21 protein-coding genes are annotated in these 25,515 nt (G+C 50.1%); 10 read left to right on the plus strand and 11 right to left on the minus strand.

Features of this window, described 5'->3' with window-relative positions; translation table 11 throughout:
- Window positions 1-33: 33 nt before the first annotated feature.
- The 3 genes from mvaD (at window position 34) to fni (ending at window position 3,188) form a co-directional block, all read left to right on the plus strand.
- Window positions 34-993, plus strand: a complete 960-nt coding sequence (gene mvaD, locus ACYVUV_RS06130; protein WP_439775860.1) for a diphosphomevalonate decarboxylase — start codon at window positions 34-36, stop codon at window positions 991-993.
- 76 nt (window positions 994-1,069) lie between these two features.
- Window positions 1,070-2,152, plus strand: a complete 1,083-nt coding sequence (locus ACYVUV_RS06135; RefSeq protein WP_439775861.1) for a phosphomevalonate kinase — start codon at window positions 1,070-1,072, stop codon at window positions 2,150-2,152.
- A gap of 10 nt (window positions 2,153-2,162) precedes the next feature.
- Window positions 2,163-3,188, plus strand: coding sequence for a type 2 isopentenyl-diphosphate Delta-isomerase (gene fni, locus ACYVUV_RS06140; RefSeq protein ID WP_484499187.1), 1,026 nt, complete (start codon window positions 2,163-2,165; stop codon window positions 3,186-3,188).
- 213 nt (window positions 3,189-3,401) lie between these two features.
- On the opposite strand, the gene ACYVUV_RS06145 is transcribed toward fni, so the two are convergent.
- From ACYVUV_RS06145 to parE, 3 genes are all read right to left on the minus strand, one after another.
- Window positions 3,402-4,337, minus strand: coding sequence for a manganese-dependent inorganic pyrophosphatase (locus tag ACYVUV_RS06145; RefSeq protein ID WP_439775863.1), 936 nt, complete (start codon window positions 4,335-4,337; stop codon window positions 3,402-3,404).
- A gap of 115 nt (window positions 4,338-4,452) precedes the next feature.
- A complete protein-coding gene (gene parC, locus ACYVUV_RS06150) occupies window positions 4,453-6,936 on the minus strand; it encodes a DNA topoisomerase IV subunit A (protein ID WP_439775864.1) in 2,484 nt (827 codons plus the stop codon).
- Window positions 6,937-6,949: 13 nt separating this feature from the next.
- Complete coding sequence (parE, locus tag ACYVUV_RS06155) at window positions 6,950-8,884, minus strand: DNA topoisomerase IV subunit B (protein WP_439775869.1); 1,935 nt, start codon at window positions 8,882-8,884, stop codon at window positions 6,950-6,952.
- Window positions 8,885-8,976: 92 nt separating this feature from the next.
- Here parE and plsY point away from each other — a divergent pair, with 92 nt between their 5' ends.
- Window positions 8,977-9,621, plus strand: a complete 645-nt coding sequence (gene plsY / locus ACYVUV_RS06160) for a glycerol-3-phosphate 1-O-acyltransferase PlsY (protein ID WP_439775865.1) — start codon at window positions 8,977-8,979, stop codon at window positions 9,619-9,621.
- 106 nt (window positions 9,622-9,727) lie between these two features.
- Here plsY and ACYVUV_RS06165 read toward each other — a convergent pair whose 3' ends face one another.
- From ACYVUV_RS06165 to ACYVUV_RS06195, 7 genes are all read right to left on the minus strand, one after another.
- On the minus strand, window positions 9,728-11,551 hold the full coding sequence (locus ACYVUV_RS06165) for an ABC transporter ATP-binding protein (protein ID WP_439775866.1): 1,824 nt from the start codon (window positions 11,549-11,551) through the stop codon (window positions 9,728-9,730).
- 2 nt (window positions 11,552-11,553) lie between these two features.
- Window positions 11,554-13,278: an ABC transporter ATP-binding protein gene (locus tag ACYVUV_RS06170; protein WP_439775867.1), complete on the minus strand. Its 1,725-nt coding sequence runs from the start codon at window positions 13,276-13,278 to the stop codon at window positions 11,554-11,556.
- Window positions 13,271-13,753 carry a MarR family winged helix-turn-helix transcriptional regulator gene (locus ACYVUV_RS06175; protein WP_439775868.1) on the minus strand — a complete coding sequence of 161 codons (483 nt, stop codon included), beginning with the start codon at window positions 13,751-13,753 and terminating at the stop codon, window positions 13,271-13,273. Before ACYVUV_RS06175 ends, ACYVUV_RS06170 begins: the two co-directional genes overlap by 8 nt.
- 120 nt (window positions 13,754-13,873) lie before the next feature.
- Window positions 13,874-14,677, minus strand: coding sequence for an HAD family hydrolase (locus ACYVUV_RS06180; RefSeq protein WP_439775733.1), 804 nt, complete (start codon window positions 14,675-14,677; stop codon window positions 13,874-13,876).
- 124 nt (window positions 14,678-14,801) lie between these two features.
- Window positions 14,802-15,383 (minus strand): hypothetical protein, encoded by a 582-nt coding sequence (locus ACYVUV_RS06185; RefSeq protein WP_439775732.1) that lies wholly within the window; start codon window positions 15,381-15,383, stop codon window positions 14,802-14,804.
- 6 nt (window positions 15,384-15,389) lie between these two features.
- A complete protein-coding gene (locus tag ACYVUV_RS06190) occupies window positions 15,390-16,556 on the minus strand; it encodes a diguanylate cyclase (RefSeq protein WP_484499188.1) in 1,167 nt (388 codons plus the stop codon).
- 30 nt (window positions 16,557-16,586) lie between these two features.
- Window positions 16,587-18,275, minus strand: coding sequence for an EAL domain-containing protein (locus tag ACYVUV_RS06195; protein ID WP_439775904.1), 1,689 nt, complete (start codon window positions 18,273-18,275; stop codon window positions 16,587-16,589).
- Between the two features lie 384 nt (window positions 18,276-18,659).
- On the opposite strand from ACYVUV_RS06195, the gene ACYVUV_RS06200 reads away from it, so the two are divergent.
- From ACYVUV_RS06200 to ACYVUV_RS06225, 6 genes are all read left to right on the plus strand, one after another.
- On the plus strand, window positions 18,660-19,274 hold the full coding sequence (locus ACYVUV_RS06200; RefSeq protein WP_439775905.1) for an ECF transporter S component: 615 nt from the start codon (window positions 18,660-18,662) through the stop codon (window positions 19,272-19,274).
- A complete protein-coding gene (locus ACYVUV_RS06205) occupies window positions 19,271-20,047 on the plus strand; it encodes an energy-coupling factor transporter transmembrane component T (protein WP_439775906.1) in 777 nt (258 codons plus the stop codon). Before ACYVUV_RS06200 ends, ACYVUV_RS06205 begins: the two co-directional genes overlap by 4 nt.
- Window positions 20,026-20,844 carry an energy-coupling factor ABC transporter ATP-binding protein gene (locus tag ACYVUV_RS06210; protein ID WP_439775907.1) on the plus strand — a complete coding sequence of 273 codons (819 nt, stop codon included), beginning with the start codon at window positions 20,026-20,028 and terminating at the stop codon, window positions 20,842-20,844. Before ACYVUV_RS06205 ends, ACYVUV_RS06210 begins: the two co-directional genes overlap by 22 nt.
- Window positions 20,834-21,601, plus strand: a complete 768-nt coding sequence (locus ACYVUV_RS06215; protein ID WP_439775908.1) for an energy-coupling factor ABC transporter ATP-binding protein — start codon at window positions 20,834-20,836, stop codon at window positions 21,599-21,601. Before ACYVUV_RS06210 ends, ACYVUV_RS06215 begins: the two co-directional genes overlap by 11 nt.
- Before the next feature lie 247 nt (window positions 21,602-21,848).
- Complete coding sequence (locus tag ACYVUV_RS06220; protein ID WP_439775909.1) at window positions 21,849-23,393, plus strand: YfcC family protein; 1,545 nt, start codon at window positions 21,849-21,851, stop codon at window positions 23,391-23,393.
- 366 nt (window positions 23,394-23,759) lie between these two features.
- Window positions 23,760-24,344, plus strand: a complete 585-nt coding sequence (locus tag ACYVUV_RS06225) for an NUDIX hydrolase (RefSeq protein WP_439775910.1) — start codon at window positions 23,760-23,762, stop codon at window positions 24,342-24,344.
- Window positions 24,345-24,381: 37 nt separating this feature from the next.
- Here ACYVUV_RS06225 and ACYVUV_RS06230 read toward each other — a convergent pair whose 3' ends face one another.
- Window positions 24,382-25,452 (minus strand): glycoside hydrolase family 18 protein, encoded by a 1,071-nt coding sequence (locus ACYVUV_RS06230; protein ID WP_439775911.1) that lies wholly within the window; start codon window positions 25,450-25,452, stop codon window positions 24,382-24,384.
- Between the last annotated feature and the right edge of the window lie 63 nt (window positions 25,453-25,515).

Below are 25,515 nucleotides of genomic sequence, written 5' to 3' on the forward strand. Positions count from 1 at the left end.
AAACAGAATTGCACAGTAAAGGAATGAAAAAAGATGAGTAAAACTGCCCGCGCCCATACCAATATCGCCTTGATCAAGTACTGGGGCAAGAAGGACGCCAAATTGCGCCTGCCGCTCATGTCCAGTCTGTCCATGACCCTGGATGCTTTCTACAGCGACACCAAAATCTCAGACAGCGAGCAAATGTCCTTTAAATTGAACGGCCAAGCCGTTTCGGGCCCAGCTGCTGACCGCGTTTTCGCCTACCTCCGGGCTATGCAAGACCGCTTTGGGGTCAAGGGAAATTTGGCGGTTGAATCAGTCAACCAGGTACCAACCGCGGCTGGCCTGGCCTCTTCCAGCTCAGCTTTCGCGGCCATGGCGGCGGCTTTTGCCGACCATTACCAGTTAGGCGTTGACAGACGGGAACTGTCCAGAATGGCCCGGATGGGGTCTGGCTCGGCTTCAAGATCCGTTTTTGGCGGCTTTTCCGTCTGGCAAAAAGGCGACAGCGATGAAACTTCTTATGCTTACCCGCTGGATGAAGCGCCTGACATGGACCTCCGTCTTTTAGCCGTTGAAATCAACGACCAGGAGAAGAAAATTTCTTCAACCAAGGGAATGGAAATGAGCAAGAGCTCACCTTTCTATCAACTTTGGCTGGACAGAAACGACAATGAAATCGCCGAGATGGAAGAAGCAATCAAGCAGGCTGACTTTAGCAAATTGGGTTCTCTGGCTGAATTAAATGCCAGTGAGATGCATGCTTTGACTTTCACTGCTGTCCCTGGCTTCACCTATTTTGAGCCTAATACCATCAAGGCTATCAAGCTGGTTCAGGACCTGCGCCAGCAAGGGCTGGAATGCTACTACACCATTGATGCCGGCCCGAATGTCAAGGTCCTCTGCCAGGGAAAAAATTCTAAAGATATTATTAATCACTTTGAGTCCTCCTTTGATCGTGTTAAGATTATTGAGGCAGGTTTTGGTCCAGGAGTCACTCTGTTGGACTAAAGCTTATTTAATTGGCTATAATGTCTAAAGGCATAAAATAAAAGAAAAAATTAAAAGAATAAGAGGAAGAGTTTTTTTGATTACTGAAAAAGCACCAGGCAAGCTTTACATTGCCGGGGAATACGCTGTTTTGGAACAAGATTGTCCAGCCATTCTGGTCGCCCTTGACCAGTACGTCAGGGTCTCAATCAAGCCAAGCAGCAGCGATACTGGTTTGATTCACTCCAAGCAATACTCCCAAGATTCAATTCACTGGGTCAGACGGGGGTCAAAGATGGTGATCGACAACCGGGACAATCCTTTTGAATACATTCTGTCAGCAATTTCTTTTACCGAAAGATACTGCTTGGAACAAAAGGTCAAGATGGGCGTTTACGACTTGTACGTCAACTCTGACCTGGATTCAGCAGATGGCAAGAAGTATGGCCTGGGTTCTTCAGCCGCGGTAACGGTCGCGACAGTTAAGGCAATCCTGCGCTTTTACGGTGTCCAGGCAAGTAAGGATTTGATTTACAAACTCTCCACCATTTCCCACTACTCAGTCCAGGGCAACGGCAGTGCCGGCGACATCGCGGCCAGCGTTTACGGGGGCTGGATTGCCTACCAGACCTTCAACAAGCTTTGGCTGAAAGAAGAACTGGCAAGCAAGTCCCTGTCAACAGTGGTCGGTGAAGCCTGGCCAGGTCTGAAGATCCAGCAATTGGTTCCGCCAAAGGGCATGGAGCTCTTGATTGGCTGGAGCCAGCAGCCGGCTTCAACCTCCCGCCTGGTTGACAAGACCAACGCCAACAAGAACAATCTGCGGACTGAATATGCCAAGTTTTTGGCAGACTCGCGCAAGTGCGTTTTGAAGATGATCCGCGGCTTTGAAGAAGCAAACATTGCTTTGATTCAAAAGCAGATTGGCATCAACCGCCGCTTGCTGCAGCATTTTGCCGCTATCAACAATATTGCCATCGAAATTCCCCGCTTGACCGAGCTGATCGAAATCGCCAACAAGTATGGCGGCGCAGCCAAGACCAGCGGCGCGGGCAACGGCGACTGCGGCATCGTCATCGTCAACAAGGACACCGATATTGACCGCCTCCGCAAGGACTGGGTCAAGAACAACATCCTGCCCCTGGAATTTCACATTCACCAATCTGAATTAACTTACTAAGAGCATTGCGATGTCACAAAGATCTATAAGAAAAGAAGAACATCTGGCTTTGACACAGATGTTTTTTAATGCCCAAAAAACGAATTCCTTTGACCAGGTTCACCTGCTCCGCCCGGCCCTGCCAGAAAGCAAGGTAAAGCTGAACGCGATTAAGACGACCTGGTTTGGCAAAGAACTGTCTGCCCCCTTCTTCATCAACGCGATGACTGGCGGGTCGGAAAAATCCAGGCAGATCAACCGGCAGCTGGGTGAAATTGCCAATAAGCAGCAAATTGCCCTGGCCTTAGGTTCGGCCAGCATCTTGACCAAGGAAGAAGACCAGCTGGAATCCTTCTATGTGGCTAAAGAAGCCAATCCAGACGGCCTATTATTTGCCAACGTCAATCCCTTGACCCCAGCTAAAGCGGCCGCCAAGATCGTCAAGGATCTGCAAGCAGATGCCCTGCAGATCCACCTTAACGTGGCCCAGGAGATTCCCATGCCTGAAGGTGACCGCGACTTTGTCTGGCTGGACCGGATGCTGGAGATTAAAGAAGCAGCTGGTGTGCCCGTCATCGTCAAAGAAGTCGGCAGTGGCCTGGATCCAGTCAGCCTGCAAAAATTGCAGTCAGCTGGCTTTACTTGGTTTGATATTGGAGGAGCTGGCGGCACCAATTTTGCCCAAATTGAAAATTACCGCAATCCCCACCCCATGGCGTATTTGAACGACTGCGGCCTGCCAACGGCCCTGGCTGCCCTTTTGGCGGCGCCTTTGACCAAGCAGCTGATCGTCTCTGGCGGAGTCAGAAACCCGCTGGACGTCTTCAAGGGCCTGGCCCTGGGCGGCAGATTTGTGGGCGTAGCCAACCACTTCCTCCACACCCTTTTAAATGAGGGAGCTGACGGACTGGATGAAGAAATCGGCCGCTGGAAGGAAGAACTCGCCTACCTTTTTGCCTTATATGGGCAAGACAGCTTGCCAGTCAAGCAACCGTATTACTTGGACTTGGAACTGAAAAATCAGTTTGACCAGCTTAAGCAGTATTCTGGCAAATAAAGCAACAAAGAAAGAACTAAAGAAATAACTGTTGACAAATTCTCCCTCAGGATTTATTTGTTAACAGTATTTTTATTGGCGCGGCAGAGCCGCGCTTTTATTAAAAGAGATATATTGTAGTAACAAGTAGGATGTTAAAAATGTAGCAAAAAAAGAATCCAGTTTACACTGGATTCTTTTAGTTTCTATTTTCGCTTATTGCTACTTTACTAATTAAGCTTCAAATGCCCGGGTCAATGGCGGAACGATTTGCTTCTTCCGGGAAACGACGCCTGGCAGGTGGGCTTCTGAGTCAACCAGTTCCTTGCCGAAGGCCTTGGCAAAGACTGACTTGCTTTCGTCGTCCCCGATGAAGAGAACTTCTGAGTCTGAGTCCAAAACGTTGGTAATTACCAGCATGAACAGGTCGTAGCCATTTTCCTTGGCATCCTTTTCCATGGCTGCCAGGAAGGCATCCTTGCGTTCCAAGGCTTCTGGGACATCAACAACGTTGACTTGGGCGATCCGGGCAGTCTTTGAGCCCAGTTCGAAGCTCTTGGCGTCCAAGTCGATCAGTTCTTCAACTGACTTGGCAGCAATGTTGGTACCAGCCTTAAGCAATTCCAGGCCGTATTCCTTGTAGTCAACGCCGGCAATCTTAGCCAGGTCTTCAACTGCGTGCTTGTCGATGTCAGTAGTGGTTGGTGACTTCAAGAGCAAGGTGTCGGAAATAATGGCACTCAGCATGATACCAGCAATGTTGGCTGGAATTTCCATATTTTGTTCCTTGAACATTTCCCACAAAACAGTGGAAGTGCAGCCAACTGGTTCAGCCCGGTAGAACAAGGGGTCGATCGTCGCGAAGTTGCTGATCCGGTGGTGGTCAATTACGTGGGTAACCTTGACTTGATCCCGGTCTTCAACGCTTTGTTGTGGTTCGTTGTGGTCAACCAGCATGATGGCCTTGACTTCGTTTGCGACAGTCTTGACCACGCGTGGTGCTTCAAAGCCGAACTTCTTCAAGGCAAAAGAAGTTTCGTCGTTGGCTTCACCCAAAGCAACAGCTTCAGTGTTGTAGCCATGTTGGTTCTGGAAGTATGAGTAGGCAATCGCCGTGCCGATCGCGTCAGTATCTGGGTTTCTGTGACCAAAAATCAGTTCTTTTTCCATCTTGGAATTTTCCCTTCTAGTTTTAGCTAAAATTAATTCTCTCTAATTAAGTCTACTAGAAAATCAGCGCTTTGTTCAATCTTTTCGCGATCTTTTCGCAATCTTTTTTGCTTTTTTAGAACAAGCGGCTGACATCCTTGGCCTTGTCCGGCAAAGGCCGGCCCATGAGCAGCTCCTTGGCTTCCCCATCTGTCCTGACATCAATGACAAAGGAGCCATTGCTCTGCCGGTCACCAACTGGGTGGTCGCTGGTCCGGATGACCTGCTTACGCAGGCTGGAGGTGATCAAGATAAGCTCATGGTTTTGCCCGTAAGCCTTCAAGGCCACGATCCGGTGCGGCTTGGTCTTCAAATTCCGCAGAACCAGAACTCCCCGCTTGGCCCGGCTGGTCTTGCCGATCAAGTTCAGCGGCATTTGCTTGAAGGCCCCTCTTTGGGTTACCAGACCCACCTTGAGCAGGTCTTCAAATTGCGGGTCAGTCACCAGACAGGCAACGACATAGTCGTCTTCCTTCAAGTTAATTGACTTGACCCCAGCTGCTCGAGCCCCGACTTGCGGGACTTCGTCAATATCATACTTCAGGGCAAAGGCCTGGTTGGTAAAGAGGGTAATTTCCCGCTTTTCACTTGTCTTGACCAGGTCCACAGTGATAACGCGGGAATCCTCCCCCTTCATCTTCATGGCCATGATTGCCCGGGACTTGTAAGTTCTGGTTGGCTGCAGGTCAGCCAGGGCCACCTGCTTGATATAGCCGTCGTTTGTGGCCAGCAAGAAGGAGAGGTCCGGATCATCCAAATGATCCAAGGCAAAGACCTGGATGATGCTTTCGTCAGCCGCCAGGCCCAGTTCCTGGGACAGGTGCTGGCCGACATCCTTCCACTTGCTTTCAACCAGTTCATGAACTGGCCGGTAGATCAAATTGCCGTGGTTGGTGAAGAGGTAAAGGTTGGTCAAAGTCGACAGGGTCCCTTCATAAACCACCCGGTCAGTTTCCGGCAAGCCATTGTCGCCAGCTTCAGTTGACTGGAAGGACCGCAAAGATGACCGCTTGATGTAGCCGTCGCGGCTGATCAAGACCCGGACAGATTCTTCAGTGATCAAGGCCTTTTCATCGACTTCAACTCTGGCAGTTTCATCGCTGATTTCGCTCAGCCGGTCTGAACCGAATTCCTTCTTGACTGCCCGGAGTTCCTTGATGATTTCCTTTTGCAAAACTTTCGGGTCAGCCAAAATCTTTTCGTAAGCCGCGATCTTGCCTGTCAGTTCCTTTTCTTCAGCTTGCAGGGCCAAAACGTCAGTGTTGGTCAAGCGGTAAAGCTGCAAGGAGACAATAGCTTCGGCCTGGCGGTCAGTGAAGGCAAATTCGGCTACCAGGTTCTTCTTGGCGTCAGACTTGTTCTTGGAAGCCCGGATGACCTTGATCACCTGGTCCAAGATGCTCATGGCCTTGATCAGGCCCTGGATGATTTCCAGCCGGTCTGAGGCCTTCTTCAAGTCAAACTGAGTCCGCTTGGTTACAACTTCTTCTTCGTGTTCCAGGTAGGCAGCCAGAATCCGCTTAAGGCCAACTTGAACCGGAGTCATGTGGTCAATGGCCACCATGTTGAAGTTGTAGGAAACCTGCAAGTCAGTATTCTTCAAAAGGTAGTTGAGGATGTTCTGGGCGTCAGCGTCCTTCTTAAGCTCGATAACGATGGAGAGACCGTGACGGTCCGTTTCGTCTCTGACTTCGCTGATCCCGTCCAGTTCCCGGCTGACTCGGATTTCGTCGATCTTCTTGACCAGCTGGGCCTTGTTGACCAGGTAAGGAATTTCCGTCACCACGATCTGCTGGCGGTGGCCCCGGATCTCTTCGATATGGGTCTTCGCGCGGACCTGGATCCGGCCTTTACCTGTCTTGTAAGCATCCCGCAAGCCCTTTTTGCCCATGACAATCCCACCAGTCGGGAAGTCTGGCCCTTTAACAAAAGTCATCAAATCTTCCAGGCTGGCATCTGGGTGCTTAAGAAGGTGGATAGTCGCGTCTAAAACCTCGCCCAAGTTGTGGGGCGGAATTTCCGTAGCGTAACCAGAGGAAATCCCAGTTGAGCCATTGACCAGAAGATTAGGAAAGCGAGCCGGCAAAACCGTTGGTTCATAAGCGGTGTCGTCGAAGTTGAGCACCATTGGCACGGTTTCCTTGTCAATGTCTTCCAGCAAGACATTGGAAATTTTAGACAAGCGGGATTCGGTGTAACGCATGGCGGCAGGACTGTCGCCGTCCATTGACCCATTGTTGCCGTGCATTTCAATCAAAGGCTCTCTCATCTTCCAGTCTTGAGACAGGAAGACCAGGGCCCCGTAGATGGAGCTGTCGCCGTGCGGGTGGTAGTTACCCATGATGTTACCGACAGCCTTGGCTGCCTTCTTAAAAGGCTTGTCAGCCGTGTTGCCGTCACGGTACATGGCGTAAAGAATCCGCCTTTGCACCGGCTTGAGCCCGTCGCGGATGTCCGGCAGGGCCCGTTCTTGAATAATATATTTGGAATAACGGCCAAAGCGTTCGCCCATGACCTGTTCCAAAGGCATTTCACGAATTCGCTCGTGAGTTTCTGGCATAAATTGCTTCCCCCTAATCATTTACCTTGTCTAAGATCGACTCTTCATCGCCCAGGCGGAACTTGACGTTTTCCTCAATCCACTTTCTTCTGGCGGAAGCCTGGTCCCCCATCAAGGTGGTCACCCGGCGCTCAGCCAATTGGGCATCGTCGATTCTGACCCTGATCAGCATCCGGCTTTCCGGATTCATGGTCGTCTCCCAGAGCTGGTCGGCGTTCATTTCCCCCAGCCCCTTGAAGCGCTGCAGGGCATAACCCTTGCCAACCTTCTTTTCATCCTCGTCGCGCTCTTCATCAGTCCAAGCGTAAAGGTTGGTCTGCTTCTTGCTGATCCGGTAAAGCGGCGGCAGGGCGATATAGACCTTGCCTGCTTCAATCATCGGCCGCATGTAGCGGTAGAAGAAGGTCAAAAGCAGGATCTGGATGTGAGCCCCGTCGTCGTCGGCGTCAGTCATGATGATGATCTTGTCGTAGTTGGAGTCTTCGACCTTGAATTCGGTCCCGACCCCGGCCCCGATCGTGTGGATCATCGTGTTTATTTCTTCGTTCTTAAAAATGTCAGCTAGCTTGGCCCGCTGGGTGTTCAAGACCTTCCCCCGCAAAGGCAGGATGGCCTGGAAACGCCGGTCTCGGCCTTGCTTGGCACTGCCGCCGGCTGAGTCCCCTTCGACCAGGAAAAGCTCGTTTTTCTTAGGGTTTCTGGACTGGGCCGGTGTTAATTTCCCGGACAGGACTTCCTTCTTGTGCCGCTTCTTTCCGTTTCTGGACTCGTCTCTGGCCTTCTTAGCCGCTTCTCTGGCATCCCGGGCCCTTTGGGCCTTCTTAACCAAGTCCTGGGCCCATTCACCATTTTCCAGCAGGTAATAGGACAATTTCTCGTACACGATGCTGTCGACCGCGCTTCTGGCCTGGGGAGTCCCCAGCTTGCCCTTGGTCTGCCCTTCAAATTCCAACAATTCTTCCGGGATCTTGACGCTTAAAACGGCGCTGAGCCCTTCCCGGTAGTCGGACCCTTCCAGGTTCTTGTCCTTCTTGCCCAAAAGGCCCTGCTTCTTGGCATAGTCGTTAAAGGCCCGAGTAAAGCCACTTCTGGCCCCAACTTCATGAGAGCCGCCGTCCGCGGTCCGGACATTGTTGACAAAGGAAACGAAGTTCTCTGAGTATGAGTCACTGTACTGGCCGGCAAATTCGATTTCCATCCCATCCTGGCTGCCTTCAAAGTAGAAGACCTTGCCGATCGTTCCCTTGCCTTCGTTGAGGTAGGCAACAAAGCTTTCAATCCCGTCGTCATACTGGAAGACGTCGTGGTGGTTGGGCGTGCGCTCGTCGGTCAGAGTGAACTTGACTCCCTTGAGCAGGAAGGCAGATTCCCGGATTCTTTCCTGGATGGTCTCGTAATTATACTTAGTCGTTGAAAAAATCATCGGGTCCGGCTTGAAAGTGATCGTAGTCCCCGTCTTTTCCTTGGTCGCCCCCAGGCAGCGCAGGGTGCCGATTGGGTGGCCGCCATTTTGGAATTCTTCCTCGTAGGCCTTGCCGTCACGCACCACGTGCACCTTCATGTAGCTGGACAGGGCGTTGACAACGGAAGAACCGACCCCGTGCAGACCGCCGGAGGTCTTGTAGTTCTGCTCCGTGAACTTGCCGCCGGCATGCAGGACAGTAAGGATGACTTCAATGGTTGGTCGGCCTGAGGCATGCATCCCTGTCGGCATCCCCCGGCCAAAGTCCTGCACGGTCACGGAATTGTCCTCGTGAATGGTCACGTTGATTTCCTGACCAAAACCGGCCATGGCTTCATCGACGGAGTTGTCGACAATTTCATAGACCAGCTGGTTCAAGCCGTGGATGTCGGTTGACCCGATGTACATCCCTGGCCGCTTGCGGACTGCTTCCAGCCCGTGCAGAATTTGAATTGAAGAATCATCATAGGTGTTCTTTGGCAAAATAAAACATCTCCAAGCTTTAGATTAATAACTTCGTATCAATTCAGTCCGTTATTTGTTAAAATAGCAGGTACAAGATAAACGGAGTTGATTTGATGTTTGCAATAAAATTTGCATTACTTTTAATTTTAGCATACTTAATTGGTTCTTTTCCGACCGGTGTTTTAGTCGGCAAGCTCTTTTACCACAAGGATATCCGGGACTATGGGTCACACAATATTGGGACCACCAACACCTTCCGGGTTCTGGGCCCCAAGGCCGGCACCCTGGTCTTCCTGGTCGACTTCTTCAAGGGGACCCTGGCTACCTGCCTGCCCCGGATTTTTCACTTGGGCGACCACCACTTGTGCTTGATTTTCGGGGCAGCAGCCATTTTCGGCCACGCCTTCTCAATCTTCCTCAAGTTTAAAGGGGGCAAGGCCGTGGCCACTACAGCCGGTTTCCTCCTGGGCTACAATGTCCAGTTCTTCGGCCTCTGCGCCTGCTTCTTCATCCCCTTGCTCTTAATCACCAGCATGGTGTCCTTGAGCAGCTTGATTTCAGTAGTCTTGATTTTTATTTCCAGCTTCTTCTTCCATGACACTTTCCTGACCATCATGTCAGGGGTCCTGGTTGTCCTCATCTGGTGGAGCCACCGGGCCAACATCAAGAGGATTGCCGCCGGAAATGAAAACCTTGTCCCCTTTGGCCTTTACTATCACATCAAGCAAAAGCAAGGCAAGGACAAAAAGCAGAAGTAATTTTTGAACCAATCCTATTATACGGAACACATGTTCAAAATGCAAAGGGGCATTTTTTAAATATTGCTAAAGCAAAAGCCATGATTCAGTTGAATCATGGCTTTTTTCAGATTTCCTGGCCTAAAAACTGGCTCTGGTAAAGGTCAGCGTAAAAGCCGCCCTTGGCCAAAAGGCTTTGGTGGTTGCCACTTTCGACGATCTGGCCGTGGTTGATCACGATGATCTTGTCGGCATCCTGGATCGTTGACAGGCGGTGGGCGATCACGAAACTGGTTCTTTCCTGCTTGAGGTCTGCCATGGCCTTCTGGATCAAACTTTCAGTCCGGGTGTCAACCGAGCTGGTTGCTTCATCCAGGATCAAAATTTCCGGATCGGCCAGAAAGGCCCGGGCAATCGTCAAGAGCTGCCTTTGCCCCTGGGAAATATTGGACCCTTCTTCGTTTAACAGAGTCTGGTAGCCATCCGGCAATTGGCGGATGAAGCTGTCGGCCCTGGCCAGGCGGGCAGCCCGGTAAACTTCCTCATCACTGGCAGCTTCTCTGCCGTACTTGATATTGTCAAAAATCGTCCCGGTAAAAAGCCAGGTATCCTGCAAAACCATGGCGATATGGCCGCGAAGCTCTTCCCGGCTCATTGACCTGGTTTCCCGGCCGTCTAAGTAGATTTGCCCGCCCTTTACGTCATAAAAGCGCTCCAGAAGGTTGATGATCGTGGTCTTGCCGGCACCGGTTGGCCCGACGATAGCCACCATCTGCCCTTTTGGCACTTCCAGGCTGAAGTTTTCAATCAAAGGCGCGTCAGTATAGCTGAATGACACGTCTTTAAAAGTCAGTTTGGCATCTGTCGCCAGTTCAGCTGCCGGGTGGACTGTTTCATCCATGTTTTCAGCATCCAGAACGGCAAAAATTCTTTCCGCTGAGGCAATGGTCTGCTGGATCGTGTTGGACATGTTGGCCAGCTGGGTCAAGGGCTGGGAGAACTGGTTGGAATACTGGAGGAAGGCCTGGACATTGCCCAGGCTGATGGCCCCCTTGATGACATCGATAACCCCAAAAACGGCAATCAAGAGATAACCGACATTTTTGACAAAGTTCATCAAGGGGAAAATCATGATGGAAAGAAATTCTGCCTTCCAGGAAGCATCAAAGTAGGCGTCATTATGGTCAGCAAAAGTCTCCTCTTCATTTTCTTCCTGGCCAAAAACGCGGACAATGCCTACCCCGGCATAGATTTCTTCTACCTGCCCGTTGATCTTGCCCAGCTGCTCTTGCTGGCGGCCAAACAGCTTCTGGGCCTTAGGGGCAATCGTACCCGTGATCAAAACGGAGACTGGAACGGTCAAAAGAGCCACTAAAGTCAGCTTCCAGGAGATCGTGAACATGACGGCCAGGGTTCCGACCAGGGTAATGGCGCTGGTAATCAGCTGGATCAAGGTCTGCTGAAGAGTGCCGGAAATATTGTCCATGTCATTGACCATCCGGCTCATTAGGTCCCCTTTGGAGTGGGTATCGTAGTAGGATACCGGGACATGGCGCATTTTTTCTTTAAAATCAGCCCGCAGATGGCAGACGACCTGCTGGGAAATCCGGGTCATGATGATCTGCTCGGCAAAATTGAAGACGCTGGAGATCAGGTAAAGACCGATTACCCAAAGCCCGATCTTAAAGACGCCGGCAAAGTCGATTGGCAGGCTGGTCAAATGCTGGCCGGCCTTCTCTTGAGCATAGCCTTTCATCACCCCTTGATAGATCAAGGTCGTGGCCTGGCCCAGGACTTTCGGGGCAAAAATCGAGAAAACCGTGGCAATAATGGCAAACACTATTGACAAGCCCACGCCAAAGCGCCAAGGGCGCAGATATGCCAAAAGCCGGCGGCTGGTCGGCCAAAAGTGCTCAGCCTTGTCAATTTTTCCTTTATGACCGTGATGCATCCCTAATCCACTCCTTTCTGGAACTGGGAAGCGACAATCTGCTGGTAGTTCGGGCAGGTCCGCTTCAATTCTTCATGCTTGCCCTGGCCGACTACCCGGCCGCTGTCTAAGACCAGAATCTGGTCAGCAGACGCCACCGTAGAGACCCGCTGGGCCACGATGACGGTAATGGCCTGCCGCATCTTCGGATCAGCCGCCAGGGCCTTTCTAAGGGCCGCGTCAGTCTTAAAGTCAAGGGCAGAAAATGAGTCGTCGAAAATATATACATCGGCATCTTTGATGATGGTCCGCGCGATGGCCAGTCTTTGCCGTTGGCCGCCGGAGAAGTTGGCCCCGCCGGCTTCGACCGTGCTGTCCAGGCCCCCGTTTTCTTTGACAAAGTCTGCTGCTTGGGCAATTTCCAAGGCCTGCCACATCTCTTCCTCACTGGCATCCCCCTTGCCAAACAGCAGGTTTGACCGGACTGTCCCTTTAAAAAGCACGGCTTTTTGCTGGGTCAAGGAGACCAGCTTGTGCAAATCAGCCTGTTTCAAGTCAGTCACCTTAACTCCGGCAAGTTTGACCGCGCCTTTTTCCACGTCCAAAAGGCGGGGAATCAAATTGACCAGGGTCGACTTACCCGACCCGGTTCCCCCGATCAAAGCCAGGGTCTGGCCAGCCTTGACTTTAAAATTAATTCCTTCCAAAGCTGCTTCTTCAGCTCCGGCATAGCGGAAGGAGACCCGGTCAAATTCCAGCTCTGCCGGACCTTTTGGGAGGGGTGCCGGCTCTGCTGGGTCCTGCAGCTGATTTTTCGCGTCCAGTACTTCATTGATTCTTTTGGCTGATACAGAAGCCCGCGGAATCACGATAAACAGCATGGACAGCATCATGAAACTCATCAGAATCTGGGTAGCATAAGTCAAAAAAGTCAAAAGACTGCCGACTTCCATGACCCTGCCGCTAATCAAGCGGCCGCCCAGAAAAATGATCCCCACGTTGGTCAAGCTCAGCACTAGGGTTACGGCTGGTTGCATGAAAGAAATGATTGTGTAGGCCTTGATGCCGACCTTGGTATAGTCCAGATTAGCCGCGGCAAAGCGGTCCTGCTCGCGCTGGTCCTGCCTGAAGGCCCGGATGACCCGGACCCCTGTCAAGCCTTCTCTGAAGATCAAGTTGATCCGGTCGGTCTTTTGCTGGATGCTCTTAAACAAGGGCATGGCAAAATGCATGAGCAAGAAAATGATGGCCGCCAAAATTGGCAAAGAAATGGCGAAAACTTTTGCCAGGCGGGGCTGCTGAAGATAAGCCAAAACGGTCCCAGCCACCAGCATGATCGGGGACTGGAGCAGCATCCGCAAGAGCTGCATAAAAGTCATCTGAACCTGGACGACGTCATTGGTCGTTCTGGTAATTAAAGAGGACTGGCCAAAGCGGCTGATCTCTTCATCAGAGAAAGTCAGTACCTTGGCAAAGAGCATGGCTCGGAGACGCTGGCCGACCTGCATGGCCTGGTGGGAGGCAAAATAGATGTTGCCAAAAGCAGCCAGCAGGCCCAAGGCGGACACCAAAAGCATCTTGCCTCCGGTTTGCCAGATATAAGGCAGGTTCTTGCCAATGATCCCCTTGTCAACCAGGTCAGCCGTCACCGTCGGCAGGTACAAATCACATGCAACTTGTACTAATAAAAAAAGACTTGCCAGGCAAGTCGCCCAGCAAGTCAATGTTTTTCTAGCAATTTTAAGCATGGTTTTCACCCTCTTTTTTGGCATTTTCTTCCATGCGTTCTTCCAAGAATAATGCCTGTTTGTCCAGCTTCTTCAAGATGTTCAGGTATTCGGCCTTTTCGCCTTCGCTTAAGGGGCTCATCAAATCGCCCACAAAGCCCAGCCAGCTGGAGTGGTTGCGCTCATTTTGTTCTCGGCCCTTTCCAGTCAAGTAGAGGCGGAAAACCCGGTGGTCGCTGTTATCCCTGCGCCGTTCGATCAAGCCGTGCCGCTCCAGGCGGTCAACGACTTCACTGATTGAGGACGGCCTTACTCGGGCAAAGCGGGCCAGTTCTGCCTGCTTCATCCCTTCATTCTTGCTGAGCAGGGCCAAAGTCCGGTTCTGCCCCCGGACGCCGCCATGCAGCTTCTCATACCGCATCCCCATTTGGGCCAGTTGCCGCTGCAAACGCATGCTCCGGTGAAACAATTCTTCATTGAGTTCTTCTTCTGCCATCCTGCTTGTCCTTTCTGCAAAAAATAATCAAGAAATTAATATTCGGTACCTAACTATCAAGTATACCTGGATCATGCACAATGTAAAGCAAAACAGCCGCCAAAAGGCAGCTGCCACCAATTAATCAAACAATTTTCGCAGAATTTGCATTACTCCTTCATCGTTGTTGCTTGGAGCAATATGGTCAGCAATCTTTTTAAGGTCCGGGTGAGCATTGACCATAGCATAGCTGGTTCCGGCTGCCTCTAACATGGTCAAGTCGTTTAAGTAGTCGCCAAAAGCCAGGGTCTCTTCTTTCTTGATTCCCTTTAAATCTGCGATCTTCTTCATCGCTGCCCCCTTATTGGCGTCCTTGTTGACAATGTCAATCCATTCCGGCCCGGCCAAAACCGCGCTCAAGTTGCCCGGCATTTCCGGCAATTGCCGGTAGATTCTTTCTGCTGCCCCGCCTTCAATATAGGCTGTAAACTTGATGATTTCGTCACTGTTTACTTCAGCCGGCAGATCCTCGACATACCGCCGCTTGATATAGTAGGTATCCAGCTGCTTTAAAAAGTTCCGGTCTCCTTCCGGGTCGCGGCAAATAGCCTGGCTGGCCCCGCAAAGAATCGGATTGGCTAAAGGCTCTTTTTCAAAAAGATCAAGGCAAAATTCAGCTTCTTCAGCCGTAATGCCAGCTTTGGCCAAGACCTTGCCCTGCTGGTAGATCAAACCGCCATTATCGCCAATGAAGATCAAGTGATCCTTAATGTCCTTGAAAAGCTCTTCATTGGTGTAATATGGCCGGCCGCTGGCGATCACCATCTGCTGGTCGGGGTGATTCAAAACCCAGGGGGCAAAAGACGCTGGCACTTCTTTGGCGTCATTGACCAAAGTGCCATCCATGTCGGTCGCGATTAATTTGATTTCTTGCTTATTTTCCATGTAAAATGCTTTCCGTAAATTAATTCTCTCTATTGATTCTTCCCTTATTATTCCATTTCTTTTGCAAGAATTCAAAGATTTTCAACTAAAAAAGCAGGCTGTCGCCTGCCGATAATTCTTGCTTTTAGCCATAAATATTGTTGACTGCCTGCCGGTAGAGGTCGACTGACAAAGCAGAAGGATCTTCATTTTTCAAGCGGAGATATTCACCGCGCAGGTCTTCCCACTGGTCCCAGTCCTTGATCGTCTCTTCCTGGATGGTCAAAAAACGGCTGTTAAAGGCTTCGCTCCACTTGCCCCCATCAGTTTTAACCAAGCGGTATTCATCCCCGTCTTCTTCCTTGATGACGGTCAAGTCTAACTTGAAGTTGACCTTGCCGCTCTTCTTGGCCCGGTGCAGAAAGGTCAAAGCCTGGCTGTTTTCCCGGCCTGCTTCAAATTTATCCGCCAGGCCCGCCATTAAGCCCTCGCTGACTTTACTGAGCAAAAGTGCTGGATCTTCTTCAGCTGACTTTACCAGCTTTAACTGGTAATCCAGGTCCACCACCCCGTCGTTTTGGGTCACGAAGTTGCCAGCAGTTCCGACCGTGCTCTCCAGTTCCAGGCTGATGCCCTCCTGGCGCAAATCCGCCAGGGCGGCGTTGACCGCGTCAACGGTCAAATAGCGGTAAATCTTGATTTGTTCTTTCGGGATGTAGCTGTACATAATGCCTCATTTCTGCTTTTCGCCAACAATCTGGTTCTTGCCTTGGTCCTTGGCCTGGTATAGATAGTCGTCAGCCAGCTTGATTATTGCCCGCAGCTCTTCTTCATCATCGATTCTACCGGTAGCATAGCCGATGCTCAAGGTGGCTGGCTCTTTTAACTGCCGGTTTAGTTTAGCATATTCTTTTTGAAAAATCTGCAATTTTTTGACAAAAGCGCCATCTTCCATGCCCGACGCGATAATTAAAACCTCGTCGCCGCCATAGCGGTAGCTCCGCAGGTGCGAGTTCATCCAGTCTTTTTGCAAGTAGCGACCAAGTCTAGTCAAAACCAGGTCCCCATATGCATGACCGTAATTGTCATTGAAACGTTTAAAGTCATCCAGGTCGATCATGGCCACGCCAATCTCTTGCTTGAGATAATTTGGAAAATCTTCCCGCAAGGCAAGCCGGTTATATAGACCAGTCAATTCATCCGTCCGGCTGCTGACAAAGAGTGATCCATTTGCCCGGTGCAAGATGTAGTTGTACCAGGATGCCTGCCGAAACCAATGTCGGCGCAAAATAATACAGGATTGGCAAATAAAGTAAAAGAGAAACAAGTCATAAGCATCCTGCGAGGCGACCTGGACATGATTTATAGAAATAACTGACAAAGTTGACAGAAGACTCAATGCCACCAAGGCAATGCCGCGGCCTTTTTTATAATATGGCAGAACGCAGATGACCATCATCATCAAGACCAGCTCAAAAAAGTAGCTGCTCCCCTCTTGCGTGCTGTACAGGGTAAAGCCAGACAAAAGAGCGTTGATTGCAAAATTCGCAAATATTATTCTGATTTCTTCTTCTGCTGGCTGCCGGTGTTTATTTAGCCAGATCAAAAAAAGCAGGTGGGGCAAATTAGACAAGATCAACAGGAGATAAACCCACTCGCTCGGGATCATGGGAAAAGCCGAAATATTGGCATAATAAGAATTAAGGCCAAACATGCCTAAAAAACCAATGACCGTGATCAAGCTGGAGACAGCAATCCCCATAGTGATATTATTGTCGGCAACCTCTTTTTGAAAAGCTTCAGAATCAAGATAATCAGCATACACTGCCTCTTTTTCATTGGCTAATTGCCAGCTAAGGCCATGAACTTTTCTCCTGTTTCCCTTCTCTTTCATCTTCATCACATCACATTATTTTCTACTCGCTGACAATTATTCCGAAACAACCTGCTGGTTTTCATCCAATTTGACCGGTTTGCTGAAGAGGAAGCCTTGGAGCAAGTCGCAGCCAGCTTCTTGCAAAAAGTCTCTCTGCTCTTCCGTTTCCACCCCTTCAGCCAGCACCTTCATCCCCAACAGGTGGGCTACTTTAGCGATTTCCGGAATCAAAAGCCGGTTTAAAGGCCCGTCATCAAGGTGGCGGACAAAGACCATGTCGATCTTGACCAGGTCAAAGCTGTAGTCATTTAATGCATTCAAAGATGAGTAGCCGCTGCCAAAGTCGTCCATCCAAACCTCAAAACCATAAGCGCGCAGCTGCTTGATCTGCTCTTTTAACCGGACAGTGTTGGTCGACAGGTCCCGCTCGGTAATTTCAATCTTGATCAAAGACCGATCCAGGCCTGCTCCAGTAACCAGATTGTTGATCTTTTCAACCATATTGGGCATTTCAAAGTCTTCGTGAGCAAGATTGACAGACACTGGCTTGAGGTCCAGGCCACGCTTTTTCCACTGCCGCAATTTGGCAACCACTTCCCAGAGCATGTACATGTCCAGGTAATAAGTAAGGTGGTGCTTTTCAATCACCGGGATAAAGGCGGCAGGTGAAACCAAGCCCTTTTCCGGATCCTGCCAGCGGGCCAAGGCTTCATAAGAAGCAGTTTTTCCGTCTTTTGCCGAGCAAATTGGCTGAAAGTAGGGTGTCAGCCAGCCTTCATCCATGGCCCGGCTGAAGTTGTCCAAAAAGTAGCTTTCTTCCAAGTCTTCCTCTTCAACGGTCGGATTATACTTCTTTACGTAAAAGCGCCGGTCATGGCCGATTTCCTTCATGGCCTGGTTGGCCCGGTGAGTGATCGTCATGATATTCTGATCTTCGTCTTGAATGTCATAAAGGCCAAATTGCAGGTCCACGGCCTCGTTTTTGGCCAGGCTAATAAATTTTTCATGGATTTCCTTAATTTTTTCGTCAATGCCGGCAGCAGTCGTCAAAATCAAGAAATGGTCATCCCGGTTGTAATAGACATGGCCCTCTGTGATCTTGCTTACCAAAAGCTCAGCCAGTTCTTTCAAGAGCTGGTCACCCTTTTTCAGGCCATAAAGGTTGTTGTAGACGCTCATGCCGGCAATGTTAAGACTGACGCAGACTGGATCTTCCTTAGTCAAACGGAGCTTGGCCACTTCTTCCATGCCAAAAATTTCCATAAAACGGCGGTTTGGCAGATTAGTCAAGCGGTCTTGATACATCTGGTCATTGGCATACTTCTGGTAGTGGGTGTCCAGAATCTGGTTGTTCTTGCCAGATTCTTCCGCGTCCGTATAAAAAAAGAAACCTAAAGGAACGCCGTCGACCATCACATGGTTGGCCACAGAGTGAAAGATGTGGTAATCCTCCATGTTTGGCGTCTTCCAGCGGAAAAAGACGTCGTATTTCTCATCTGAGTGTGCCGCGAACTGCTTGCCAAAATATGCCATCCGGCCGATGTCGTCTGGGTGGACAAAACCAAACATGCTCTTGTCAAGACTGGCCACTAAAAAGTCGCGGTCAACCCTCAGCATTCTGCACAATTCATCGGTAACCAGCAAGGTTTTGATTTTGCCATCAATAATTTGATAAATTGCCATCCCTGTTGGCAGATTTTCATAGTCTTTCCTCTGCTGGTCTGAAAATTTGATTTCTTCCATGCTACCTGCTCCTGTCTTTCCGCTACCCGGTTTTTGGGATTTCGTGCGCTTACATTCATTATAAAATAAGAATGATATTTATTAAAGAAGAAAAACAGCATTTCCGTAAAATCAGCCAATGCTCTCCTTTCTTTACTTAAATAAACATAGTTTACCTATAATACAAAAATTATCATTTTAATAAACGTTATAAAAAATATCTCAGCAAAAAGGCTTGCAAAAATCTTTTTTTAATAATCCCTTGTCCTTGCCAGGATCTGGTGGTAAGCTTGCAGTAAATCATTTTCATAAAAGTATAGGTTACCTTTACTTTTATGAGTGGTTCGACGATCGCCTGTTTTTATGTCACTTTCTTTTTGTATATATTTTTCACGAGGTTGCAAAATGGATTCTAAAGAAATCAATTCTAAAAACAAGGCCAGCTTCTGGTCCTTCAAGCTTTCCGCCCACGCCATGACCCTGATTCCGGCCGCCGTTGGGATCAACTATGTCGCCAAGGCCTTTGCTGAAGGACTTAAATTGCCGGTCTGGCTGGGATCACTGGGTACTTTCCTGGCCAGCATGCTGGCTGGTCCTGTCGCCGGGGCCATCAGCGGCTTTATCAACAATGTCATCTACGGTTTGACTTTGTCGCCTATTTCTACTGTTTACGCTTTGACCAGCATCGGGATCGGCCTCGCAGTTGCCTGGCTGAACCAGCGGGGCTTCTTCAAGCGGCCAGTTACTGTCTTGCCGGCGGCTATTATCATTGCCCTGGTTTCAGCCTTGATCTCTACCCCGCTCAACGTCATCTTCTGGAGCGGGCAAACTGGGATTGCCTGGGGGGATGCCCTTTTTGCCTCCCTGGTTGCCAAGCACGTCAACATCTGGATCGCGTCTTTTCTTGATGAATTCGTCCTTGACCTTCTGGACAAGACGGTCGTTAGTTACCTGGCCTTTTTGATCTACAAGCAGCTGCCAAAGCGCCTGGTCTACTTCTTCAAGGGGACTGAAGAATGAAAAATAACGCGGAAGACCTGGCTTTGCCCGCCTGGCAGGCAGCCATTGACCCTATCAGCAAGTTGCTCTTGATTCTGCTCTTTACGCTCGCTGCTTTTGCTGCCGGCAATCTGCCTAGTGCTATTATCATCCTCGCTGCCAGCTTCATCCTGGCCCTTTTGACCAAAAATTTCCATGCACTCTGGGGAATGTGCGCCTTCAGCCTCTTCCTCATCTTGACCATGCTTTTGATCCAGGGGCTCTTTTGGCCGCAGAACCATACCGCGGCTTTTGCCATCGCTTCTGTGACTTTTTACCAGGAAGGACTTGACCACGCGGCTCTCTTAGCCTGCCGGATTTTAATCATCATCTTCTCCAGCAGCTTTTTCATCCAGACGACGACCATTTCAGAGAACGCCCGCTATTTGGAAAACTCCGGTTTGTCCTACCAGCAGGTCTATGTCCTTATGTCAGTCTGCTATATCCTGCCGCAGATGCAGCAAAACCTGCACAAGATCCAGCTGGCCCAGAAGGCCCGGGGGATTGCTCCGGCCAAGTCCCTGCTCTCCAGGATCAAAAATCTCTTTCCTGTCCTGTTGCCCTTGATCGTCAAGAGTTTCCAGCAGGCCATGAGCCGGTCAATTGCCCTGCAGCTGCGGGGCTATGCCAGCCCAAAAAGGCGGCCAGCCAGTCTGAAAGATGAATACTGGAAAGACAAGTTCTGCCACCGCCTGCTCATTGCCAGTTGCCTGCTACTTTTAGGAGTGAAAGCATGTCTGATAATTTTCAACTAACCATCAACGAGCTCAGCCTCCGCTACCTGGGCTTTGACAAACTAGCATTAGAAAAGATCACTGCCGAAAGCCGCGGCCAGCGCATCGGCATTATCGGACCCAGCCATGCCGGCAAAAGCAGCCTTTTGGCCCTCTTAGCCGGAATTGCCGGCCAAATGATTCCCGCCAAGATTTCCGGTTCAGTCCGGGTAAACGGCGAAGACTTGAAAACTTGGAAAGGCCAGCACGAAATCGCCCTGCTTCTGCAAGACCCGGCCAGCCAGCTCTCTGGCCTTTCTGACACGGTTTATGACGAATTAGCCTTCTCCCTGCTCAACCTGGGCAAGAGCGATGAAGAAATTGACGCGGACGTTAAGCGGGCTGCTGACCAGCTGGACTTGACCAATCTGCTGGGCCAGTCGCCAAACCAGCTCTCTGGCGGGCAAACCCAGCGGGTGGCGATCGCTACCGCCCTGGTTACTGAGCCCGACCTGCTTTTGCTCGACGACCCGACCAGCCAGATGGACCCTTTGGGCCGCCTGCACTTTTTCAGCTGGCTGGCAAAACTCTCCTGTCCTTTCTTGATCGTCTCCAGTGAGCTTGACGACTTGGCCGCCCTCTGTGACCAAATCTGGGTCTTACAAGACGGCCGCCTGCTTTTGGCGGACTCTCCCCAGAAAGTCTTCAACCAGCTGGATGACCCGGAAATCGACAAGCCGCTTGCCTGGAAAATGGCAAAAAAGCTGGACCTCACGCTGAATGGTTACTATCCTGTCAATGCCAGTGAACTTAAGAAAGCTGCCGAAAATGCAAATTAAAATTGAAAACCTTCATTACACTTACCCAGAGTCGAATTTTGTCCTGGACATCCCGGAGCTGACTTTTTCTCCCGGCTTGATCTGCCTGGTTGGCCAGAACGGGTCTGGCAAATCCACCCTTTTGAAGCTTTTAGCTGACCTCTTGCCAGCTGGCAAGGCTATTTCCGCTGATGGCCAAGTTTTAGCGGATTACCTTGCTTCCGGCCGCTTGAGCAAGATTGCCTATGCCTTTCAAGACCCAAATGACCAGCTGTTCAACTCCAGCGTGGAAAAAGAGCTGGCTTGGTCCATGAGGCAGGCTAAATTGCCGGAAGCTGAAATTGCCAGCCGTACTGAAGCCACCCTTAAAGAATTTGGTCTGGCTGAATTCCGGGACTTGAATCCATATGACCTCTCTCTTTCCGGGAAAAAATTATTGACCATCGCCAGCGCCCTGGTCCTTGACCCAGAGGTCTGCCTGTTAGACGAGCCCTTGATGAGCCTGGATTATCCCGGCCGCTGCCTGGTCACCCAGTTAATCCAAAAAAGGGTGGCCCGGGGCAAAACCGTGATCATGATCACCCACGACATGGACTGGCTGGCTGAAGAAAGCCAGGAGGTCTACGCAATGAGCCAGGGCCGCTTGATCTACCATGGACCAGTTCACCAGCTCTTTAGCGACCAGGAAATGTTGGACCGGCTGGGCCTTTTGCCGGCCAAGACCTGGCAGCTCAGCCAGTTGCTTGGGCTCAAGCCGGAATTGCTTACGTTAAAATAAACCGCCGCATTGACAAAAATATCGTAAATATTATGTATGCGCTTCATCTCACTCTCATTTACCTAACTTCTTCTTAGGCCCGGCACTATAACTTTTAGTTTGCTTTTCCCGCTTTTTAACCTAAAAATCCTCTTAAAGGCAGGTAAAATCAAGCTTAACTTTATACGAAAGCGTTTGCAAAATCATCCCCACTTTCTTACAATTAATTGTGTAAGGAAAGCAAAAGCAAACAAGGAGGATGATTTTGATGCTTTTTCACCGCAGTGGGAGCAAGAAACGCAAGCATGAATTTCCGACCGCTTATTCGGTCATCATTATCGTTTTGGTGCTCGTCCAGCTTTTAACCTTTTTCATACCGGCCGGCAACTATGCCACGGTCTCTTATGACCAGTCGGCCAAGGATTTTGCCATCACCATGCCTTCTGGCAAGGTCAAGCATGAGCCAGCAACGCAGAAGACTCTTGACCGCTACAAGGTCAAGATCGATGCTAAAAAATTAATCGACGGCACTATCTACAAACCGGTGGCTATTCCAGACTCTTACGAAAGAGTCAATGTCAAAAAGCCTAATTTCCGGGAAGCTGTCGTCCAGTTTTTGACTTCCCAGGTGCAAGGGATTGCCGATTCAATCGACATTATCACCTTTATCTTGATCCTCGGTGGGATTATCGGGGTTGTCTACGCCAATGGGGCCATTAATTCTGGGATGCAGGCCTTGTCTGAACATATCAAGGGCAAGCAGATCCTCTTGATCGTCATCGTTATGGGCTTGATCGCCCTGGGCGGGACCACTTTTGGTCTGGCTGAAGAAACCATGGCCTTCTACCCGATGCTGATCCCGGTCTTCTTGGAGGCTGGCTATGACACGATGACCGTGGTCGCCACCATCTTCCTGGGCACGACTTTGGGGACTTTAGGTTCAACCATCAACCCCTTCTCAACCGTTATTGCTTCAAACACGGCTGGGGTCAACTTCGCTCGGGCCCTGCCTTTGAGAATCGTCATGCTCCTGGTTTCCCTGGGGGCCGGGATGCTCTACACCATCATCTATGCGGAAAAAGTCCGCAAGGATCCAAGCAAGTCCTTAGTCTACGACCAATACGAGGAAAACAAGAAGAAGTACCTTGCTTTTGACTCACGGGCTGACAAGGGCGACTTCACCTGGCGGCAAAAATTAACTTTGCTCACCTTCGTGGCCGGCTTTTTGGTCATGATCTGGGGCGTGCAGAGCCAGGGCTGGTACTTTACTGAGATCGCGGTCGTCTTCCTGGCCGTTTCCTACCTGCTTTTCCTGGTTTCCGGCTTAAGCGAGCACCGCTTCATGGAAAGCTTTGTCAGCGGTGCGGCAGACCTTTTAGGGGTTGCCTTGACGGTCGGTTTGGCCCGGGCTGTCTCCATCGTGATGGATGAAAGCCACACCAGCGACACGATCATGTACTTCTTCAGCAAGCAGATCACTGGCATGAACAAGCTGGCCTTCGTCTGGGTCCTCTTCTTGATCTACATCGTCCTCGGCTTCTTCATCCAGTCATCATCTGGTTTAGCTGTGCTGTCCATGCCAATTATGGCGCCGCTGGCCAACATCGTCGGTGTCGACCGGGCCAGCGTGATCGATGCCTACAACTGGGGACAGGGCTATATCGGCTTAATCGCACCAGTTGGCCTGATCTTGATGTCCCTGGCCATGGTCAACATCAGTTTTGACCGCTGGTTTAAGTTCATATGGAAGCAACTGGTCATCCAGTTCGTGATCTGTCTGATCTTCCTGGGAATCGGCCTCCTGGTCTACTAAACAGTTAACACTTTACAACTGCTGCAAAGAAGCAAGGCAAGGGAAATTCTTTTGCCTTGCTTTTTTAGTCAATATTTGACTTTTTCCACTTTTACCGTTTCACGCTGTCGCGATTTTTTAGCCTTTCTTTTTTAAAGGCCATAAAAAGCTTGGTATAACTAGTTTCATCGTTAAATTTATTCTTTTAACAGCCTTGGTGCAAAAATGATTTTTGTCCAGTTTTTAAAAGAAAAAGCTTGGTATTACGGGATTTCTTCTCTTTTGCTTGTAACCGGTTAAAGTGGCATTTTTGTTTCACGAGGCCATGACAAAAAGACTTTTTGCTGGTAAAATCGCCCTAAAAGCGTTGAAAACTCGAGGTAAACTATGGAAATTCTTGATATTGTGGATAAAGAGGGCCGGCCAACCGGGCAGACCATTGAACGGAATAAAGCCCACCGGATTGGGGCCTGGCACCGCTGCGCCTCTGTTTGGATCATCCGGCAAAAAGACGGCAAGTGGCAGGTCCTTTTGCAGAAAAGATCAGCCAATAAGGACTCCTACCCAGGCTGCTTTGACACCTCTTCAGCTGGCCACATCGATGCCGGAGACGAACCCCTGGAGACCATCATCAGAGAGCTGGCAGAAGAACTGGGCATCAAGAGCCAGGCCGCTGACTTTACCTTCATCGGCACCTTTCACAACTGCTATGACGAGGTCTTTCACCATGCCGAATTCAAGAACCGGGAAGTCTCCTTTGTGCATGTCTACTCTAAGCCTGTTGACGAAAAGAAATTACACTTGCAGGAAGAAGAAGTTTCCGCTGCCTCTTGGTTTGATCTGGATGAAGTCTGGAAAAAGTCTTTGGCCAAAGACCCGGCTTTCTGCACCCCGGTGGGCGGTCTGCAGCTTTTACGGGAATACCTGCAAAAACTATCGACGAAAGAAGAGCAAGAAGATAGAAAAAACTAGCTGATTTTTCAGCTAGTTTTTTCTTTCCTATATTGGTTTATTCCATCCGCCAAATGCTGATGCCGACCTTTTTCCCGCTGGCCTTGTCCAGTGTCTTGGCCCACAGCTGCAGGGTCGTTTGATCCGCATACCAGACGGTATGACTGCCATATTTGAAGTAGAGGGCGCCGCTGTTTTTATCGCGGACGGCCTTGGCCTTGTATTTCTTTTTAATTTGCAGAGCTTCAGGGCCTGTCACGGAAGTCACTTCATCCCCGTTAAAGTCAAAGCCCCCATTTGACAAGGCATAAGAAATATTGCCTAAGCTGGAGAAGTCCTTGACCGTCTTCTTCAAGAACTTGTAGTCAGCCTTGGGTCCTGGATTCGTCCCGTAGCCATAAAGGTTGTAGCACATCACGACATATTCCGGTCCCTTAGGGAAGTTGATCTTGCTTACCGGCGTTGATGGCTCAAGCACGATCCGCAAGTCCAGGCTCGCCTTTTTAGTCCGGGCGTAGAGGGCTTTTTCAAAGACTAAAAACTTCTTCCACAGGCTGAGATTGTCCCTGATCTGCTCATAGTCGATTTCTACCCCGGTAAAATTGTACTTTTTGGCCAGAGCCACGACTTCTTTAGCATGCTCGTCCGCCTTTGACTTGCTGGACAGGAGGGTCTCCAAGAGGTCGGTGCTCTTGTCTGCCGTCCGGGTGTCATTAACCACGGTCATGTAACGCTTGATCTTGCTGGTCTTGGCCGTAGTCCGCATTTCCTTGTCCAGCTTCTTGCTGCCATCTGCTAAAAAAAGCTCGTAGTTCTTGTTTTCATCGTAAAAAGCCGCGAAGGTCCCGACCGCGTCGATATTCTGGCTTTCTTTTTGAATGGTCTGCCAAGGCTTGTCTACGTCCCAGTAGACCGTCCAGGCAAACAAATCCCGGCCCTGGCTGAGTTTCGCCAAAGTCCCGGTCGCCTTCTTACTAGTCTGACTGGTCTTTGTCTCAGTTTTGCTCTTAGTCTGCTTGGCCTTTTGTCCCTGGCTGCATCCCCCGACTAACAGGCCCAGGGCCACAATACTCAAAAATTTGCTGATTTTCCTCATGGCTGCTCCATTCTTACCGTTAAATTTCTGCAAAAAAGCTCTCCAGCTTTTTCCCTGGAGTAAAATAAAAGTGATATAAGGAGGACTGACACTTTT

This window comes from Lactobacillus sp. WILCCON 0149, assembly GCF_057197965.1.

Excerpts from the sequence above, each read along its gene's own strand:
- ACYVUV_RS06145 (WP_439775863.1), bottom strand. The coding sequence starts at position 4,337 with ATGGAAAAAGAACTGATTTTTGGTCACAGAAACCCAGATACTGACGCG.
- ACYVUV_RS06205 (WP_439775906.1), top strand. The coding sequence starts at position 19,271 with ATGAAAAATAACGCGGAAGACCTGGCTTTGCCCGCCTGGCAGGCAGCC.
- ACYVUV_RS06225 (WP_439775910.1), top strand. The coding sequence starts at position 23,760 with ATGGAAATTCTTGATATTGTGGATAAAGAGGGCCGGCCAACCGGGCAG.
- parC (WP_439775864.1), bottom strand. The coding sequence starts at position 6,936 with ATGCCAGAAACTCACGAGCGAATTCGTGAAATGCCTTTGGAACAGGTC.
- ACYVUV_RS06185 (WP_439775732.1), bottom strand. The coding sequence starts at position 15,383 with ATGTACAGCTACATCCCGAAAGAACAAATCAAGATTTACCGCTATTTG.
- ACYVUV_RS06215 (WP_439775908.1), top strand. The coding sequence starts at position 20,834 with ATGCAAATTAAAATTGAAAACCTTCATTACACTTACCCAGAGTCGAAT.
- ACYVUV_RS06190 (WP_484499188.1), bottom strand. The coding sequence starts at position 16,556 with ATGAAGATGAAAGAGAAGGGAAACAGGAGAAAAGTTCATGGCCTTAGC.
- ACYVUV_RS06175 (WP_439775868.1), bottom strand. The coding sequence starts at position 13,753 with ATGGCAGAAGAAGAACTCAATGAAGAATTGTTTCACCGGAGCATGCGT.
- ACYVUV_RS06180 (WP_439775733.1), bottom strand. The coding sequence starts at position 14,677 with ATGGAAAATAAGCAAGAAATCAAATTAATCGCGACCGACATGGATGGC.
- mvaD (WP_439775860.1), top strand. The coding sequence starts at position 34 with ATGAGTAAAACTGCCCGCGCCCATACCAATATCGCCTTGATCAAGTAC.
- ACYVUV_RS06195 (WP_439775904.1), bottom strand. The coding sequence starts at position 18,275 with ATGGAAGAAATCAAATTTTCAGACCAGCAGAGGAAAGACTATGAAAAT.
- fni (WP_484499187.1), top strand. The coding sequence starts at position 2,163 with ATGTCACAAAGATCTATAAGAAAAGAAGAACATCTGGCTTTGACACAG.
- ACYVUV_RS06210 (WP_439775907.1), top strand. The coding sequence starts at position 20,026 with ATGTCTGATAATTTTCAACTAACCATCAACGAGCTCAGCCTCCGCTAC.
- ACYVUV_RS06200 (WP_439775905.1), top strand. The coding sequence starts at position 18,660 with ATGGATTCTAAAGAAATCAATTCTAAAAACAAGGCCAGCTTCTGGTCC.
- ACYVUV_RS06170 (WP_439775867.1), bottom strand. The coding sequence starts at position 13,278 with ATGCTTAAAATTGCTAGAAAAACATTGACTTGCTGGGCGACTTGCCTG.
- plsY (WP_439775865.1), top strand. The coding sequence starts at position 8,977 with ATGTTTGCAATAAAATTTGCATTACTTTTAATTTTAGCATACTTAATT.
- ACYVUV_RS06165 (WP_439775866.1), bottom strand. The coding sequence starts at position 11,551 with ATGCATCACGGTCATAAAGGAAAAATTGACAAGGCTGAGCACTTTTGG.
- ACYVUV_RS06220 (WP_439775909.1), top strand. The coding sequence starts at position 21,849 with ATGCTTTTTCACCGCAGTGGGAGCAAGAAACGCAAGCATGAATTTCCG.